Source organism: Polaromonas sp. CT11-55, assembly GCF_047303325.1.
Lineage (GTDB): Bacteria > Pseudomonadota > Gammaproteobacteria > Burkholderiales > Burkholderiaceae_C > Polaromonas.
Map to the genome: position 1 here is coordinate 43,433 of NZ_JBKBEX010000025.1, position 15,394 is coordinate 58,826.

17 protein-coding genes are annotated in these 15,394 nt (G+C 64.4%); 9 read left to right on the forward strand and 8 right to left on the reverse strand.

All coding sequences use genetic code 11. The annotated features are described in order from the left end of the window. Both ACEN8I_RS19410 and coaBC read right to left on the reverse strand, forming a co-directional pair. Complete coding sequence (locus tag ACEN8I_RS19410; protein ID WP_413330216.1) at positions 1-459, reverse strand: hypothetical protein; 459 nt, start codon at positions 457-459, stop codon at positions 1-3. Continuing rightward, entirely contained in the window at positions 456-1,751 is a 1,296-nt protein-coding gene (gene coaBC / locus ACEN8I_RS19415; RefSeq protein ID WP_413330217.1) for a bifunctional phosphopantothenoylcysteine decarboxylase/phosphopantothenate--cysteine ligase CoaBC, read from the reverse strand. The genes ACEN8I_RS19410 and coaBC overlap by 4 nt, the downstream gene beginning before the upstream one ends. A 102-nt stretch (positions 1,752-1,853) precedes the next feature. On the opposite strand from coaBC, the gene ACEN8I_RS19420 reads away from it, so the two are divergent. From ACEN8I_RS19420 to ACEN8I_RS19445, 6 genes are all read left to right on the forward strand, one after another. Further along, positions 1,854-3,545, forward strand: coding sequence for a CTP synthase (locus ACEN8I_RS19420; protein ID WP_413330218.1), 1,692 nt, complete (start codon positions 1,854-1,856; stop codon positions 3,543-3,545). Between the two features lie 2 nt (positions 3,546-3,547). Then, positions 3,548-4,405, forward strand: coding sequence for a 3-deoxy-8-phosphooctulonate synthase (gene kdsA, locus ACEN8I_RS19425; protein WP_413330219.1), 858 nt, complete (start codon positions 3,548-3,550; stop codon positions 4,403-4,405). A gap of 99 nt (positions 4,406-4,504) precedes the next feature. After that, positions 4,505-4,795, forward strand: a complete 291-nt coding sequence (locus ACEN8I_RS19430; RefSeq protein WP_413330220.1) for a DUF1330 domain-containing protein — start codon at positions 4,505-4,507, stop codon at positions 4,793-4,795. A gap of 50 nt (positions 4,796-4,845) precedes the next feature. Next, the gene (gene eno, locus ACEN8I_RS19435) at positions 4,846-6,129 is read left to right on the forward strand and encodes a phosphopyruvate hydratase (RefSeq protein ID WP_007873230.1); all 1,284 of its coding nucleotides are present in this window, start codon (positions 4,846-4,848) and stop codon (positions 6,127-6,129) included. Between the two features lie 15 nt (positions 6,130-6,144). Further along, on the forward strand, positions 6,145-6,420 hold the full coding sequence (ftsB, locus tag ACEN8I_RS19440; RefSeq protein ID WP_413330221.1) for a cell division protein FtsB: 276 nt from the start codon (positions 6,145-6,147) through the stop codon (positions 6,418-6,420). Between the two features lie 39 nt (positions 6,421-6,459). Then, positions 6,460-6,924 (forward strand): hypothetical protein, encoded by a 465-nt coding sequence (locus ACEN8I_RS19445; RefSeq protein ID WP_413330222.1) that lies wholly within the window; start codon positions 6,460-6,462, stop codon positions 6,922-6,924. Here the strand turns inward: ACEN8I_RS19445 and ACEN8I_RS19450 are convergent. Beyond that, complete coding sequence (locus ACEN8I_RS19450; RefSeq protein ID WP_413330223.1) at positions 6,918-7,886, reverse strand: Hsp33 family molecular chaperone HslO; 969 nt, start codon at positions 7,884-7,886, stop codon at positions 6,918-6,920. The genes ACEN8I_RS19445 and ACEN8I_RS19450 overlap by 7 nt on opposite strands. A gap of 49 nt (positions 7,887-7,935) precedes the next feature. Continuing rightward, complete coding sequence (locus ACEN8I_RS19455; RefSeq protein WP_413330224.1) at positions 7,936-8,460, reverse strand: gamma carbonic anhydrase family protein; 525 nt, start codon at positions 8,458-8,460, stop codon at positions 7,936-7,938. Between the two features lie 110 nt (positions 8,461-8,570). Here ACEN8I_RS19455 and ACEN8I_RS19460 point away from each other — a divergent pair, with 110 nt between their 5' ends. Together ACEN8I_RS19460 and ACEN8I_RS19465 are read left to right on the forward strand one after the other, a co-directional pair. After that, positions 8,571-9,383, forward strand: a complete 813-nt coding sequence (locus ACEN8I_RS19460) for a ferritin-like domain-containing protein (RefSeq protein WP_413330225.1) — start codon at positions 8,571-8,573, stop codon at positions 9,381-9,383. A 101-nt stretch (positions 9,384-9,484) separates the two neighbouring features. After that, entirely contained in the window at positions 9,485-10,765 is a 1,281-nt protein-coding gene (locus ACEN8I_RS19465) for a class I SAM-dependent methyltransferase (protein WP_413330226.1), read from the forward strand. 112 nt (positions 10,766-10,877) lie between these two features. Here ACEN8I_RS19465 and ACEN8I_RS19470 read toward each other — a convergent pair whose 3' ends face one another. The 3 genes from ACEN8I_RS19470 to ACEN8I_RS19480 form a co-directional block, all read right to left on the reverse strand. Beyond that, complete coding sequence (locus ACEN8I_RS19470) at positions 10,878-11,867, reverse strand: Bug family tripartite tricarboxylate transporter substrate binding protein (protein ID WP_413330227.1); 990 nt, start codon at positions 11,865-11,867, stop codon at positions 10,878-10,880. Between the two features lie 35 nt (positions 11,868-11,902). After that, a complete protein-coding gene (gene xerD, locus ACEN8I_RS19475) occupies positions 11,903-12,805 on the reverse strand; it encodes a site-specific tyrosine recombinase XerD (RefSeq protein WP_413330228.1) in 903 nt (300 codons plus the stop codon). A gap of 75 nt (positions 12,806-12,880) precedes the next feature. Continuing rightward, positions 12,881-13,861 carry a tripartite tricarboxylate transporter substrate binding protein BugE gene (locus tag ACEN8I_RS19480; protein ID WP_413330229.1) on the reverse strand — a complete coding sequence of 327 codons (981 nt, stop codon included), beginning with the start codon at positions 13,859-13,861 and terminating at the stop codon, positions 12,881-12,883. A 117-nt stretch (positions 13,862-13,978) separates the two neighbouring features. Between ACEN8I_RS19480 and ACEN8I_RS19485 the strand changes: the two genes are divergently transcribed. Beyond that, complete coding sequence (locus ACEN8I_RS19485) at positions 13,979-14,884, forward strand: AEC family transporter (protein ID WP_413330230.1); 906 nt, start codon at positions 13,979-13,981, stop codon at positions 14,882-14,884. Positions 14,885-15,019: 135 nt separating this feature from the next. Here the strand turns inward: ACEN8I_RS19485 and ACEN8I_RS19490 are convergent, their stop codons facing one another. Beyond that, entirely contained in the window at positions 15,020-15,376 is a 357-nt protein-coding gene (locus tag ACEN8I_RS19490; protein ID WP_413330231.1) for a hypothetical protein, read from the reverse strand. Between the last annotated feature and the right edge of the window lie 18 nt (positions 15,377-15,394).

Sequence of the window (15,394 nt, forward strand, 5' to 3'; positions counted from 1 at the left end):
CTATTTTTTCTTCGGGGGTTGATTTGTTTGGGCCTGTTGGGCCTTTTGGGACTTTTGAGCCTCTTCGGCCGCTTGCTGCGCCAGCTCGCGCAGGCGCTGGAGCAGCGCCCCGGATGACCGGCGGTTGGCCTGGAACACCGCCCACGCGCCGTATACCAGCAGTGCGGGCAGGAACAGGAAACCAGCGCCGGGTACCACTTCGGACAAAACCTGGGTGGCGATCCACAGGATAACGACCCATTTGACGTGGGAGACAAAGGCGGCGACTGGCGCCGCGGGTTTAGCGGGCGGCGTGACGATGCTTGCCGGAGACGGTGCGCGCAGCGCGGTCTTCTCCCCGGGCTTGAGCCGGTCTTCGCGGGCTTCGGCCGAGGCATGCGCATTCGCATTCGCGTGGGTCAGGCGCTCCACGTAGGCCACAAAATCACCGTCCGGTGGCGTGTTCGAAGGAAGGTTCACGGCGCGGCCGCTTTCCCTTTGGGGGCATCCGCATCCGCCATCCTGGCCGCGATTTCCCCCACCAGCCGCCTCGCCAGCGAAAGCTTGGAAGCCCGGGGCAAGGCTTTGCTGCCCTGCGCATCCACCAGCAGCAGCGCGTTATGGTCCTGGCCGAAGGTGTCGGGGCCGATGTTGCCGACCAGCAGCGGCACTTTTTTGCGCAGGCGCTTGGCCTCGGCGTTTTCCGCGAGGTCCTGGCTTTCCGCCGCGAAACCCACGCAGAAAAGCCGGCCGGCTCGCGCCGCGGCGGACTGGGCCACCGTAGCCAGGATGTCCGGATTCTCGCTAAACGCGAGTTGCGGCGCCTGGCCGGAGCCGTCTTTCTTGATTTTCTGGGCTGAAGGCGCGGCGGGACGCCAGTCTGCCACCGCCGCCGTGGCGATAAAAACGCTGGCGGCCTGGGCGCGCGCCGCCACGGCGTCCAGCATTTGCTGCGCCGACCTCACGTCGACGCGGGTCACGCCGCGCGGCGTGGGCTGGCTCACCGGGCCGGCGACCAGCGTCACTTCGGCGCCCGCCTCGCGCGCCGCGCGCGCAATGGCAAAACCCATCTTGCCGCTGGACAGGTTGGTGATGCCGCGCACCGGATCTATGGCTTCATAGGTGGGGCCCGCCGTGACCAGCACGCGCTGGCCGACCAGCACCTTGGGCGCAAAAAAGGCCACCAGGTCCTCGAGGATCTGCTCGGGCTCCAGCATGCGCCCGTCGCCGGTCTCGCCGCAGGCCTGGAACCCGCTGCCCACGCCCAGCACCGTGGCGCCGTCAGCGTCCAGCTGCACAAAATTGCGCTGCGTGGCCGGATGCGCGTACATCTCGCGGTTCATGGCCGGCGCCACCAGCAGCGGCACCTTGTCGATGGGGCGGGCCAGGCACATCAGGCTGAGCAGGTCGTCGGCGCGCCCGTGCAGCAGCTTGGCCATGAAGTCGGCGCTCATGGGCGCGATCAGGATGGCATCGGATTCGCGCGACAGGTTGATGTGCGCCATATTGTTGTCTTCGCGGCTGTCCCACTGGCTGGTGTAGACCGGCCGGCCGCTCAGGGCCTGCAGCGTGACGGCCGTGATGAACTGCTCGGCCGCCTCGGTCATGACCACCTGCACCGTGGCGCCAGCCTTGATCAGTGCCCGGCACAGCTCGGCCGCCTTGTAACAGGCGATACCGCCCGACAGGCCCAGCACGATGTGTTTGCCGGCCAGGTCCAGGGTTTCGTCGCTGTCCAAGCCGCTTCCCGCGGGGGTCACTTGATTCGTCATGCCCGCAATGTATCAGCTAAGCCCCCTGAATTCATCGACCCCCGCGAGCAACCCGTATAATCTCCGTTTACCACCTCTACGAACTTGCGGTTCGTACCTGACATGACCAAATTTGTCTTCGTCACCGGCGGTGTGGTGTCTTCCCTGGGCAAGGGAATCGCCTCAGCCTCCTTAGCTGCGATCCTGGAATCGCGAGGCCTCAAAGTCACTTTAATCAAGCTCGATCCTTACCTCAATGTGGATCCGGGCACGATGTCGCCCTTCCAGCACGGCGAGGTTTTTGTGACTGACGACGGCGCCGAAACCGACCTGGACCTGGGCCACTACGAGCGTTTCATTGAAACGCGCATGCGCAAGGCCAACAACTTCACCACCGGCCAGATCTACAAAAGCGTGCTCGAAAAAGAGCGCCGCGGCGATTACCTCGGCAAGACCGTGCAGGTCATCCCGCACGTCACCAATGAAATCCAGGAATTCGTCAAGCGCGGCGCCGGCTACGAGACCGCAGATGCCGTCGACGTCGCCATTGTCGAAATCGGCGGAACCGTCGGCGACATTGAGTCCCTTCCCTTCCTGGAAGCCGTGCGTCAGATGAGCCTGCGCCTGGGCGCCAACAACACCGCTTTTGTGCACCTGAGCTACCTGCCCTGGATCGCCGCCGCCGGCGAGCTCAAGACCAAACCGACCCAGCACACGGCCAAGCAGTTGCGCGAAATCGGCATTCAGGCCGACGTGCTGCTGTGCCGCGCGGACCGCCCCATCCCCAGCGAAGAGCGCGAGAAGATCTCGCTGTTCTCCAACGTTCCCGAATGGGGCGTGATCTCCATGTGGGACGTGGACACGATTTACAAGGTGCCGCGCATGCTGCACGAGCAAGGCCTGGACGGCCTGATCTGTGACAAGCTGCGTCTCAATACGCCGCCAGCCAACCTCCGGCGCTGGGACGACCTGGTCTACGAGACCGAGCACCCGCAGACCGAGGTGCACATCGCCATGGTCGGCAAGTACGTCGACCTCTCCGACAGCTACAAGTCGCTCAATGAAGCCCTGCGCCACGCCGGCATGAAAAACCATGCCAAGGTGGTCATCGAGTACGTCGACTCCGAAACCATCACGCCGGACAATGTTTCGCGCCTTGCGCGCTTTGACGGCGTGCTGGTGCCCGGCGGTTTTGGCGTGCGCGGCGTCGAAGGCAAGATTTGCGCGGCCCGCTTCGCGCGCGAGAACAAGATGCCCTACCTCGGTATCTGCCTGGGCATGCAGGTCGCCACCATCGAGTTCGCGCGCCACGTTGCCGGCCTGAAGGACGCCAACAGCACCGAGTTCGACCCCGCGACGCCACACCCCGTCATCGCGCTGATCACCGAATGGAAAGACGCCGACGGCACCATCAAGACGCGCGACGCCAAATCCGACCTGGGCGGCACCATGCGCCTGGGCGCGCAAAGCTCGGACGTCGCCCCCGGCACGCTGGCGCACAAGATCTACGGCGACGTGGTCACCGAACGCCACCGCCACCGCTACGAAGCCAACGTCAACTACCTCGACGCCCTGCGCGCCTCGGGCCTGGTCATCTCCGCGCTGACGCAGCGCGAGCAGCTCACCGAAATCATCGAGCTGCCGCAGGACGTCCATCCCTGGTTTGTCGGCGTGCAATTCCACCCCGAGTTCAAGTCCACGCCCTGGGCCGGCCACCCGCTGTTCAATGCCTACATCGCGGCCGTGCTCCAGCTGCGCGCCAGCGCGGGCCAGGGCGGCAAACCCGCGGCCAAGCCCCTGAAGGCGGTGGCCTGACCATGAAGCTGTGTGGATTCGACATCGGCCTTGACCAACCGTTTTTCCTGATCGCCGGCCCCTGCGTGGTGGAGTCCGAGCAGTTGCAGATGGACACCGCCGGAACGCTCAAGGAAATCACCGCTTCACTGGGCATTCCCTTTATCTTCAAGTCAAGCTACGACAAGGCCAATCGCTCCAGCGGCACCAGCTTTCGCGGCCCCGGCATGGCCAAGGGCCTGGAAATCCTGGCCAAGGTCAAGCGTGAACTGGGCCTGCCCATACTGACGGACGTGCACTCAGAAGCCGACATTGCCACCGTCGCCTCGGTGGTCGACGTGCTGCAGACCCCGGCCTTTCTGTGCCGCCAGACCGATTTCATCCACGCCGTGGCGCAATCAGGCAAGCCGGTCAACATCAAAAAAGGCCAGTTCCTGGCCCCCGGCGACATGAAGAACGTCATCGACAAGGCCCGCGCCGCCGCGCGCGAAAAAGGCCTGGATGAAGACAGCTTCATGGCCTGCGAGCGCGGCGCAAGCTTCGGCTACAACAATCTCGTATCCGACATGCGCAGCCTGGCGATCATGCGCGAGACAAAAGCCCCCGTGGTGTTCGACGCCACCCATTCGGTGCAACTGCCCGGCGGCAACGGCACCAGCAGCGGCGGCCAGCGCGAGATGGTGCCTGTGCTGGCCCGCGCCGCGGTGGCGGTCGGCGTGGCCGGCCTCTTCATGGAAACCCACCCCGACCCGGCCAAGGCCATGAGCGACGGCCCGAATGCCGTGCCGCTCAAGCACATGAAGGCGCTGCTCGAAACGCTGCTGGCGCTGGATCGCGTCACCAAGAAAAACGGCTACCTCGAAAACAATTTTTCCGCCTGACCATGGATGTGGCGCCCGGGCACTGCCGCGGGCACCCCGGTAACACGCCGTCCCACGCCAGCCGCATGCGGATACTTTTAAAAAATTTTGGAACCCCACATGCCCAGTGCCTACATCATCGCCAATGTGACGGTTACGAACCCCGAACAATACGAACAGTACAAAAAGCTGTCTAGCATTGCCATGCAGGCGCATGGCGCCGAGGTTTGCGTGCGCGGCGGCAAGATCGAAGTGCTGGAAGGCGACTGGACACCCAACCGCATCGTGGTGCTGAAGTTTCCGAGCGTAGAGCAGGCCCGCGCCTTTAATGAATCCGCCGAGTACGAAGCGGCGCGCCAGTCGCGCCAGGGCATCGCCGTCATGCGCATGGTGCTGGTCGAAGGCGTGTAACCGTTTTTGTTTTTTATCTTTGTTTTTTTCTGATTTTTGAAAGAGCCTAAATGAGCGCAATTGTTGATATCGTCGGCCGCGAAATTCTCGACAGCCGTGGCAACCCTACCGTTGAATGCGACGTGCTGCTGGAGTCCGGCGTCATGGGCCGGGCGGCCGTCCCCTCCGGCGCCTCCACCGGCTCGCGCGAAGCGATTGAGCTGCGCGACGGCGACAAGTCGCGCTACCTCGGCAAGGGCGTGCTCAAAGCGGTCGAGCACATCAACACCGAAATCTCCGAAGCCGTGCTGGGCCTGGACGCCAGCGAACAGGCCTTCCTGGACCGCACGCTGATCGACCTGGACGGCACCGACAACAAATCGCGCCTGGGCGCCAACGCCACGCTGGCCGTCAGCATGGCCGTGGCCCGTGCCGCCGCCGAAGAGGCCGGCCTGCCCCTGTACCGCTATTTCGGCGGCAGCGGCGCCATGCAAATGCCCGTGCCCATGATGAACGTGGTCAACGGCGGCGCGCACGCCAACAACAACCTGGACCTGCAGGAACTGATGATCATCCCCGTGGGTGCACCGAGCTTTCGTGAAGCCGTGCGTTATGGCGCGGAAGTCTTCCACGCGCTCAAGAAAATCCTGCACGACAAGGGCATGAGCGTGGCCGTCGGCGATGAAGGCGGCTTCGCCCCCAACGTGCCCAGCCACGAAGCGGCCATCCAGATGATTCTGGAAGCCATTTCCGCGGCAGGTTATGTGGCCGGCGAGCAGATCGCCCTGGGCCTGGACTGCGCGGCTTCCGAGTTCTACAAGGACGGCAAGTACGTGCTGTCCGGCGAAGGCCTGAGCCTCTCCGCCGAAGAATGGACCAACATCCTGGCCACCTGGGTCGACAAATACCCCATCATCAGCATCGAGGACGGCATGGCCGAGGGCGACTGGGACGGCTGGAAGATACTCACCGAGAAGCTCGGCAAAAAAGTGCAGCTGGTCGGTGACGACCTGTTCGTCACCAACACCAAGATCCTCAAGGAAGGCATCGACAAGCACATTGCCAATTCCATCCTGATCAAGATCAACCAGATCGGCACCCTGACCGAAACCTTCGCCGCCATCGAGATGGCCAAACGCGCCGGCTACACCGCCGTGATCTCGCACCGCTCCGGCGAAACCGAGGACTCGACCATCGCCGACATCGCCGTGGGCACCAACGCCGGCCAGATCAAGACCGGCTCGCTCTCGCGCTCGGACCGCATGGCCAAGTACAACCAGCTGCTGCGCATCGAGGAAGACCTGGGTGACGTCGCCTCCTACCCCGGCCGCGCGGCTTTTTACAACCTGCGTTAACCGCACGCGCCGCACGTGGGAAACCGACTCGTCCCTGCCGTCCTGATTGCGCTGCTGGTCATACTCCATGCGCAACTCTGGGTGGGCCGGGGCAGCGTTCCCAGCGTGCGCGAAATGCAGCACCGGCTGACCGAGCAACAGGCCAAAAACGCCCAGGCCCAGGCCGCCAACGACCAGCTCACGGCGGAAGTCAGGGACTTGAAGGAAGGCCTGGAAATGGTCGAGGAAAAGGCCCGCAGCGAGCTGGGCATGGTCAAGCCCAATGAAATCTTCGTGCAGGTCACCAAGTAGACCTGGGCAGGCTTGGCCGGTGCGCTTGACGGATTGACCGTGCTGAAAATCGCCGTCACCGGCGCCCCTTCGACCGGAAAACACCAGTTGGCCTCCGACTTGGACCGCGCCCTCAAGGACGCGAGCCGGGATGCGCAGGTGGCCGTGACGGACCCGTCCGTGCCTTCAGGCGGCGCAGCCGGCCATACCGACCATGCCCGCTATGGCCTGACGCTGCTGTGCGGGCTGGAGTCGGCCGAAGCGGCCCGGCAGGCTGCCGACCAGTCCATACGGTCGGCCCTGGCCGCCGCCGGCACGGCTTACTGCGTGCTCTATGGAAGTGCCCCGCAACGCCTGGAGCAGGCGCTGGGCGCCGTCGAACGCCTGCTGCCGGGGTCACCGCTGCGGAAACAGGCACAGGCCGGCAGGAGCAAGGCCTGGGTGTGGGTCTGCGACAAATGCAGCGACCCGGTCTGCGAACACCGCCTGCTGAGCGACCTGCTGGCGCAGCGCGCCGCTTATTGAACCGTCGAGGTCGGCGGCTGCTGGTTGGTCTGGCTGGTAAAGAGTTGCGCCGCGTCGACCGGATCGAACTCATACTGCGCGCCGCAAAACTCGCAGTCGACCGCCACCTTGCCGCGCTCGGAAATAATGCTCTCGATTTCGTCGGCACCCAGGCTGCGCAGCATGCTGCCCACGCGCTCGCGCGAGCAACTGCAGGCAAAGCTGGGCGTTGCCGGCTCAAAGCGCGTGACCTGCTCTTCCCAGAACAGTCGGCGCAAAATGGTGTCGGCATCCAGGCCCAACAGCTCTTCGCGCTTGAGCGTGCCGGCCAGCATCGCAATGCGCTTATAGTCCTCATTGACGCCTATCTGGTCTTCGTTGGCGTCGCGGTCTATCTGGCCTTCGAGGTTGCCCTGGCCCTTGACCGGCAGGCGCTGGATCAGCAGGCCCGCGGCAACATTGCCGTCGGCCGCCAGGATCAGCTTGGTGTCCAGCTGCTCGCTTTGCAGCATGTAGTGCTCAAGCACCTCGGCGAGGTTTTCGATCTTCTCGCGTTGGTCACCGTACAGCGGCACCACACCCTGGTAGGCCTGCTGGCCCGGCAGCTTGTCTTTCGGGTCCAGGGTGATCGCACAACGCCCCTGGTTGTTCACGTTGACCAGCTGGCTCAGCGAGCTGCCCGGGTCCACCGTGCCCGTCACCGTGGCGGTGGCGCGCAGGCTCAGGTTGGGCTGCACCTCGGCCACGGCCAGCTTGACCGGTCCGTCGCCGAAAATCTGCAGGATCAGCGAGCCGTTGAACTTGATGTTGCTCTGCATCAGGGCACCGGCCGCCGTCATTTCCCCCAGCAGGTTCGTAACCTCGGCCGGATAGCCACCGGCCGCTTCACGGCGCTTGAGGATTTCCTGCCAGGAGCCGGTCAGGCGCACCAACATGCCGCGCACGGGCAAACCGTCAAAGATGAATTTATGGAGTTCAGACATAGCGGGAAAAGGGTAAAAGTGGCGGGCCAATAAAAAAAGAAGGTCGGCCTCAGCCCACCTTCTTGAGCCCGGTCTTGTAGCGCCGGGCATTGTCTACATAGTGCTTCGCGCTCATTTTTAAACCCTCGATCTGCTCCGGGGACAGCTGCCTGACAGCTTTGGCGGGGCTTCCGAGGATCATGGATCCGTCCGGGAACTCCTTGCCTTCCGTGACCAGGGAGCCGGCGCCGACCAGGCAGTTCTTGCCGATTTTGGCGCCATTGAGCACCACCGCCTGGATGCCTATCAGCGAGCCGTCGCCGATGGTGCAGCCGTGCAGCATGACCTGGTGGCCGACCGTGACGTTCTCGCCTATGGTGAGCGGCAGGCCCATGTCGGCATGCAGTACGCTGTTGTCCTGGATGTTGGAGCCCCGGCCCACGGAAATGATCTCGGTGTCGCCCCGTATCACCACCCCAAACCAGACGCTGCTGTCCTCGGCCAGTTTCACATTGCCCATCACCTGGGCGTTGTCGGCCACCCAGGCGGATTCATGAACATCGGGGGCCAGGTTATCCAGTTGGTAGAGGGCCATGGGTTTTGTACTTTGTGAGGAGGCGGGGTCAAAAAAGCAGGGCCAGCACCCAGCCGGCCCCGATACCCCCGATTGTAAGGAGCCACTGCCGTATCGCCGACAATCCCCCCATGAGCAGCGCCCCGCCCCCCGCAGAACTGCGCCAGTTGGCGCTGCGGGCGCTGCTGGAAACCGATCCCGCGCAAAAGGTGCTGATGGCCCGGCAGACCATGGCGCAGGCGGGCACGCTGACAGTCGAGGCCGGGCTGGAACTCCTGGCCCCGGCCGGCCTGCCCGGCTGCCCGGAGCGCCCCGAGCTGCGCTCCCACCTGGACGTGCCCAAGCGCTCGCCCTTCACGCGCGAAGGCCTGGCCGCCCTGCTCCATGCCGTGACGCACATCGAATTCAACGCGATCAACCTGGCGCTGGACGCGGTCTGGCGCTTTTCCGGCATGCCGCGCACCTACTACCTGGACTGGCTCAAGGTCGCCGCCGAGGAGGCCGAGCACTTCAGCCTGCTGCGCGCCCAGTTGCAGGCCATGGGCTACGACTATGGCGACTTTCCGGCCCATACCGGCCTCTGGGACATGACACGCAAGACCGAAGGCGACCTGCTGGCGCGCATGGCCCTGGTGCCGCGCACCCTGGAAGCGCGGGGCCTGGACGCCACCCCGCCCATGCAGGCCAAGCTGCGCAAGGTCGGCACGCCGGACGCGCTACGGGCCGTGGACATCCTGGACGTGATCCTGCGCGACGAGATCGGCCATGTCGCCATCGGCAACCACTGGTACCGCCAGCTGTGCGCCCAGCGCGGGCTGGAGCCGGTCGCGACCTACGCCCTGCTGGCCCGCCAGTACGAGGCGCCCCGGCTCAAGGGGCCGCTGAACCTGGATGCCCGCCGCCGCGCGGGGTTTGACGAGGCGGAACTGGCTTTTCTGGGTTAAGAATAAAGTCTCCAAAACGCGGCGAATTCCTACACAAGGACGGCGGCAAGGATTTTCGAACGGCGCTAGACTGCGAAACTCTCTTGCAAAGGAGTTTGCGCATGATCCGGCACCTGGTTCCAGATATTCCATCGCAAATGCCGCGCTTGCCCGCGGACGTGGCCCTTCAGTTGCCCCAGGGCCAGCGCCTGGGCTCGGCCAACGCACCCGTCAAGCTCGCGTTTTCCCATTGGTCCAGCATTGCCCGCCTCAAGGCCGGCCAGATAGGCGCCCTGGCCGAAGACTATGTCGAGGGCAAGCTCCAGCTTGAGGGCGCGATGCGAGACGTGATGCGCGCGGTCACCAAGCTGCTGCCCGGCAACCCGGTGCAAAGCGACACAAGCTGGTGGTCCAGCCTGCTGCACCACGCCAAGTCCCTGGCGGCCCACACCCATGCCCGCGATGCGGCGCAGATCCAGTTCCACTACGACGTGTCGGACGCCTTTTACGCGCTCTGGCTGGATCCGCGGCGCGTGTACTCCTGTGCCTATTACCGCGATGCCTCCATGAGCCTGGCCCAGGCGCAGGAAGCCAAGCTCGACCACATCTGCCGCAAGCTCATGCTCAAGCCCGGCGAGCGCTTCCTGGATATAGGCGCTGGCTGGGGTGGCCTGCTGATGTGGGCCGCCGAGCACTACGGCGTCGACGCCACGGGCATCACCCTGTCGAAAAACCAGCATGCGCACGTGCAGAGGCTGATCGAGGAAAAAGGCCTGGGCGGGCGCGTGCGCATGGAGCTGCGCGACTACCGCGACCTGCCCGAAGACCAGTCCTTTGACAAAATTTCCTCGGTCGGCATGTTCGAGCATGTGGGCAAGGCCAAGATGACGGGTTACTTCCAGAAAATCATGCGCCTGCTGGCCCCCGGCGGCCTGGTCATGAACCACGGCATCACGGCCGGCGGGCTGGAAAACCGCCAGCTCGGCGCCGGCATGGGCGATTTCATCGAGAAATACATTTTCCCGGGCGGCGAGCTAATGCACGTCAGCGCCGTGCTGGAGCACATGTCGCGCGCCGGCCTGGAAATGGTGGACACCGAAAACCTGCGCCCGCACTACGCGCGCACGCTGTGGAACTGGTCCGACCGGCTGGAAGCCAGGCTGGACGAGGCGCGCCAGGTGCTGGCCCAGGACGGCGGACCCGAGCGCGCCGAAAAAACCCTGCGAGCCTACCGGCTCTACCTGGCCGGCAGCGCCATGAGCTTCGAGCAGGGCTGGATCTCGCTGCACCAGATGCTGGCCGCCAAGCCTTCGGGCGATGTGCACAACACCCCCGTAGCCGGCGCCCAGTCCAGCTACCCCTTCAATCGGGGCTATATGTACACCCCCGTCCAGGTGGATTAGCCCACCCCTGTCCAAGCTCACTTCGTGTAGCTTGTTCCCCCCTCTAGGGGGCGGGCGCCAGCGGCCCGGCAAAGCCGGTTCCGCGGCCCCCCCCACTGGAGGAATACCTCCATCACTGCTCGGCCTTGATGTTCGCGGCTTTGATGATGCGGGCATTGCCGGCCGATTCGGCGGCGATCTGGCGGGCAAAGTCCGCCGCGCTGCCGCCAGTTGGGACGTTGTCGGCATCGAGCAGCTTCTTGCGCAGCTCGGGCGTGCGTAAAGCCAGGTTGATCTCAGTGTTGAGTCGCTGCAGCAGTTCCGCCGGTACCTTCGCCGGGGCGAACACCCCAAACAGCGAGCTCAGGTTGGCGGAGGCCAGGCCCAGTTCGGCAAAGGTCGGCACCTGCGGCAGGGCTTCCACGCGCGCCGGCGCGCCCACCGCGAGCGGGCGCAGTTTGCCAGACTGGATGTGCTGCATCACGGTGCCGCTGAGGTTGGTCGAAACCAGTTCCACCTGCCCACCCAGCGCGTCGGTGAGCTGCTGGCCGCCGCCCTTGTAGGGCACATGGGTGAATTCCACCTTGGCCCCGTGACTGACCTGCTCGAGCAGCAGATGGCCCACCGTGGCCAGCCCCGAGGTCGACCAGCGCAGGCTGCCCGGCTTTGCCCTGGCCACGGCCAGCATGTCCTTGAAATCCTTGCCCGCAAAGGCCGGCGTGGCCAGCAGCACCACGGGCGAATACATCACGCTGGCGACCGGGGCGATGTCGCGGGCCGGGTCATAGGCCTGCTTGCCCAGGTGCGGGTTCAGAGCCAGCGGGCTGATGGACGAAAACCCGAGGGTGTAGCCGTCGGGCGCGGCCTTGGCCACAGCATCCATGCCTATGCTGCCGCCCGCGCCAGCGCGGTTTTCAACCACCACCGGCGTGCCCAGCTGGGCGGACAGTTTGTCGGCCAGGGCGCGCGCCACCGCATCGCTGATGCCGCCCGGCGGGTAGGCCACCACGATGCGCAGCGGGCACGCCGGCCATGCCGGGGCCGGCTGGGCCAGGGCGGTCCCAAGCGGCGATAAAAGCATGAGCAGCGCCGCCGCGCGGCGCCGTCGAATCAGTCCTGACATAACGCATTCCAAAGATGAAGTGTGGGAAAAATTGTCTAGCCCCGGGGATGATGCTGCGCATGCAGCGCCTTGAGCCGCTCGCGCGCCACATGGGTGTAAATCGTGGTGGTGGAAATGTCGGCATGGCCCAGCAGCATCTGCACCGCGCGCAGGTCGGCGCCGTGGTTCAGCAAATGGGTGGCGAAGGCGTGGCGCAGGGTGTGGGGCGACAGCGGCGAATGGATGCCGGCCAGCTGTGCATATTTTTTCACCAGCATCCAGAACATCACGCGGCTCATGCCCTTGCCGTGGCCGGTGACGAACAGGTCGTCGGTCTGCTGCCCGCCGAGGATGGCCGGCCGCGACTCAGCCAGGTAGTTCACGATCCATTCCCGTGCCACCTGGCCGAAGGGCACCAGGCGCTCCTTGCTGCCCTTGCCCATGACGCGCAGCACGCCCTCGTTGAGGCTGAGGTGAAAAGTCTTCAGGCCCACCAGCTCGCTCACGCGCAGGCCGCTGGCATACAGCAGCTCCAGCATGGCGCGGTCGCGCAGCCCCAGCGGCGTGCCTTCATCGGGCGCGGCCAGCAGGGATTCGACCTGGGCCTCGCTCAGCGTCTTGGGAACCCGCAGCGCCTGTTTGGCCGACTGCAGCTTGAGCGTCGGGTCCGCGTCTATCAGGCGCTCACGCATCGCCCAGCGGAAGTAGCGCTTGAACACCGTGAGGCGCCTGTTCGCCGAAGTCGCCTTGGTCGCGGCATGCCGGGCGGAAAAGTAGCTATTGAGATCGCTCTCGGCCGTGGCGTCCAGCGCGCGCGCGCCCTGCTCCTTTGCGCCCAGCCAGCCGGCGAACAGGGACAGGTCCCGGCGATAGGCCGCCAGCGTGTTTTTTGAGAGGCCGTCTTCCAGCCACAGCGCATCGATGAACGCGTCTATGCTGGACTGGCTTTGTGCTTGCATGGAGGCAACCATAACAAAAAAAGCCGCCGCGCAATCTCTTGCACGGCGGCCTGGCGGGGGATTGAACCCGGCGGCTTAGTCAAGCTTGAGCTTGGCCCCGTCCACCACTTTTTTGTAGACCTCGTACTCGGCCTTGATCTGAGCCGAAAACTGCTCTGGCGTGTTGGCGATGATCAGCGAACCCGTGTCCTCGATGCGTTTGCGCACGGCCGGGTCTTCCAGCGACTTCTTCACGCCGGCACTGACCTTGTCGACCACTTCCTTGGGCAGGCCCTTGGGGCCCAGGATGCCGTAGTAGGCCATGCGGTTCACCGGCTCCAGGCCGACTTCCTTGAAGGTCGGCACATCCGGCAGCACGGCCAGGCGTTGCGGCGCGGCCACCACGATGGGGATCAGGCGCTTTTGCTGGATAAAGGGCAGCGCGGAGGGAATGTTGTCAAAGATCATGGGGACCTGGCCGGCTACCGTGTCGTTGAGGGCCGGGCCTGCGCCGCGGTAGGGAATGTGGGTCACAAAAGTGCCCGACATGCTCTTGAAAAGCTCCATCTGCAGGTGGCCTATGCCGCCCGTGCCAGAGGATGAATAGGAGTACTTGCCGGGGTTCTTCTTGAGCTCGGCCACGAACTCCTTGTAATTGCGGGCCGGGAAGCTCGGGTGCACCGCGATGATGTTGGGCGTGGCCGCGATATTGATGATGGGCGTGAAGTCCGTCAGCGTGTTGTACGGAATCTTGGGGTTGATGGCCGGGTTGGCCGCGGTGGTAGACACCGTGGCCACGCCCAGCGTATAGCCGTCGGGAACGGAACGGGCGATTTCCAGTGCGCCGACCACACCGCCGCCGCCGGCCTTGTTCTCGACGATGACGCTCTGGCCCAGGGCCTTGCCCAGCGGCTCGGCGATCACGCGGGCGACGATGTCGGTGGTGCCGCCAGGCGCAAAAGGCACCTGTAGCTTGACCACCTTGTTGGGATAACCCTGCGCCAGTGCGGGGCCTGCGGCAGCGCCCAGCGCAAGCGCGGACAGCACGGAGTAGGCAAAGAGATAACGACGTTGCATGTTCAGGTCCTTACGGTAAAAACTAACTGCTGAAATGGTAATCGCAAGAACCGTTTGCGCCAGTTGTGGATTACGCATAAGGGCAAACCCGAAGGGATTGCGGTTATTCTTGGGCCGGTGAACTACGCCCAGCTTCTTTTCCCCGACTTTTCCCTCATCGTCTGCGGCTACCTGGTGTGCCGCTACACCGCCCTCGACCGCACAGTCTGGGAGAAGGTGGAAAGCCTGGTTTATTACTTCTTGTTTCCGGTCCTGCTGTTTCACTCCATCGTGAAAAGCCCGCTGGACCTGGGCGCCGCCTCCAGCCTGATAGGCGCCGGCCTGCTGATGGGCGTGGCCGGCATCGCCATGGCCTACAGCCTGCCGCACCTGCCCTGGCTGCGCCGTCACATCGACACGCGCGAGCACGCCGCCAGCGCGCAGGTGGCTTTTCGCTTCAACTCCTTCATCGCCCTGGCATTGGCTGATCGTTTGGCAGGCGCCCAGGGCCTGCAGCTGATCGCGGTGCTGATCGGCGTCTGCGTGCCGCTCTTCAACGTCGCCGCGGTATGGCCCATGGCAAGGCATGCCCAGCGCGGCTTCATGGGCGAGCTGGTGCGTAACCCGCTGATCGTGGCAACGGCGACGGGCCTTGTCGCCAACCTGCTGGGCTTCAGCATCCCCTTCTGGCTGGAACCCACCGTCAACCGCATAGGCGCCGCCTCACTGGCCCTGGGCCTGATGTCGGCAGGCGCCGGCATGCAGTTCGCGCACCTGGCGCAGTCCAGGACCTTGACGGTGGCCGTGCTGTCCATACGCCACCTGTTGCTGCCCATCGTGGCCCTGGGCCTGGCCAAGGCCTTTAGCCTGTCGACGGTGCAGACCACCATACTGCTGGCCTTCTCCGCCCTGCCGACGGCTTCCAGCGCTTATGTACTGGCTGCGCGCATGGGGTACAACGGGGGCTATGTTGCTGGGTTGGTGACTTTGTCGACCATGCTGGGAGTGGTCAGCCTGCCGTTTGCGTTGGCAGTGCTGAGGTAAGTTGCTCCAAGCCTGTTTAGGATTTGCTTATCCCAGCAGAGCGCTCTTTGCTGGGGGCAGCTGGCCGGGTCTCGCCCCGGCGGGCAGGCCTTAGCAAAAACGCGAAGGCCGGGGCAAGACCAGGTCAAAACAAGTTCAAGAAGAAGGATTCTTCTTCTCGATGTACTCCCCCATCCGGCTCATCAAGCGCCACCACTCAGAACCATCTTCACGATAAACCCTGATCGCCCCCGCCCGCACCAGGATCTTGCGCAGCTCGTCTTCGTCGAACCCGCCCAAGTGCATCTGCAATGTTTCAAACGAGCGGTCGGTATAGCCCTTGTGGCTCAGGAAGTGGCGAGCGGTTTCTTCGGCCATGAACTCGGTCTTGTGCTGCTCGTGCGCCAGCGCGAGCTGGTGTTTATGCAGTTGCCGGTTCAGAAAAAAAGTGATGCTGCCACCGACGACTGCGCCAAACAGCGAAGCCAGGGCGCCTGAAATCGTGGGGTCCATACGGGTGTCCTTTCGTGC

Bases quoted from the DNA above. Each gene is read 5' to 3' on its own strand.
- ACEN8I_RS19470 (WP_413330227.1), bottom strand. From the start codon at position 11,867: ATGTCAGGACTGATTCGACGGCGCCGCGCGGCGGCGCTGCTCATGCTT.
- ACEN8I_RS19430 (WP_413330220.1), top strand. From the start codon at position 4,505: ATGCCCAGTGCCTACATCATCGCCAATGTGACGGTTACGAACCCCGAA.
- kdsA (WP_413330219.1), top strand. From the start codon at position 3,548: ATGAAGCTGTGTGGATTCGACATCGGCCTTGACCAACCGTTTTTCCTG.
- ACEN8I_RS19490 (WP_413330231.1), bottom strand. From the start codon at position 15,376: ATGGACCCCACGATTTCAGGCGCCCTGGCTTCGCTGTTTGGCGCAGTC.
- coaBC (WP_413330217.1), bottom strand. From the start codon at position 1,751: ATGACGAATCAAGTGACCCCCGCGGGAAGCGGCTTGGACAGCGACGAA.
- ACEN8I_RS19460 (WP_413330225.1), top strand. From the start codon at position 8,571: ATGAGCAGCGCCCCGCCCCCCGCAGAACTGCGCCAGTTGGCGCTGCGG.
- xerD (WP_413330228.1), bottom strand. From the start codon at position 12,805: ATGCAAGCACAAAGCCAGTCCAGCATAGACGCGTTCATCGATGCGCTG.
- ACEN8I_RS19480 (WP_413330229.1), bottom strand. From the start codon at position 13,861: ATGCAACGTCGTTATCTCTTTGCCTACTCCGTGCTGTCCGCGCTTGCG.
- eno (WP_007873230.1), top strand. From the start codon at position 4,846: ATGAGCGCAATTGTTGATATCGTCGGCCGCGAAATTCTCGACAGCCGT.
- ACEN8I_RS19465 (WP_413330226.1), top strand. From the start codon at position 9,485: ATGATCCGGCACCTGGTTCCAGATATTCCATCGCAAATGCCGCGCTTG.
- ACEN8I_RS19420 (WP_413330218.1), top strand. From the start codon at position 1,854: ATGACCAAATTTGTCTTCGTCACCGGCGGTGTGGTGTCTTCCCTGGGC.
- ACEN8I_RS19450 (WP_413330223.1), bottom strand. From the start codon at position 7,886: ATGTCTGAACTCCATAAATTCATCTTTGACGGTTTGCCCGTGCGCGGC.
- ACEN8I_RS19455 (WP_413330224.1), bottom strand. From the start codon at position 8,460: ATGGCCCTCTACCAACTGGATAACCTGGCCCCCGATGTTCATGAATCC.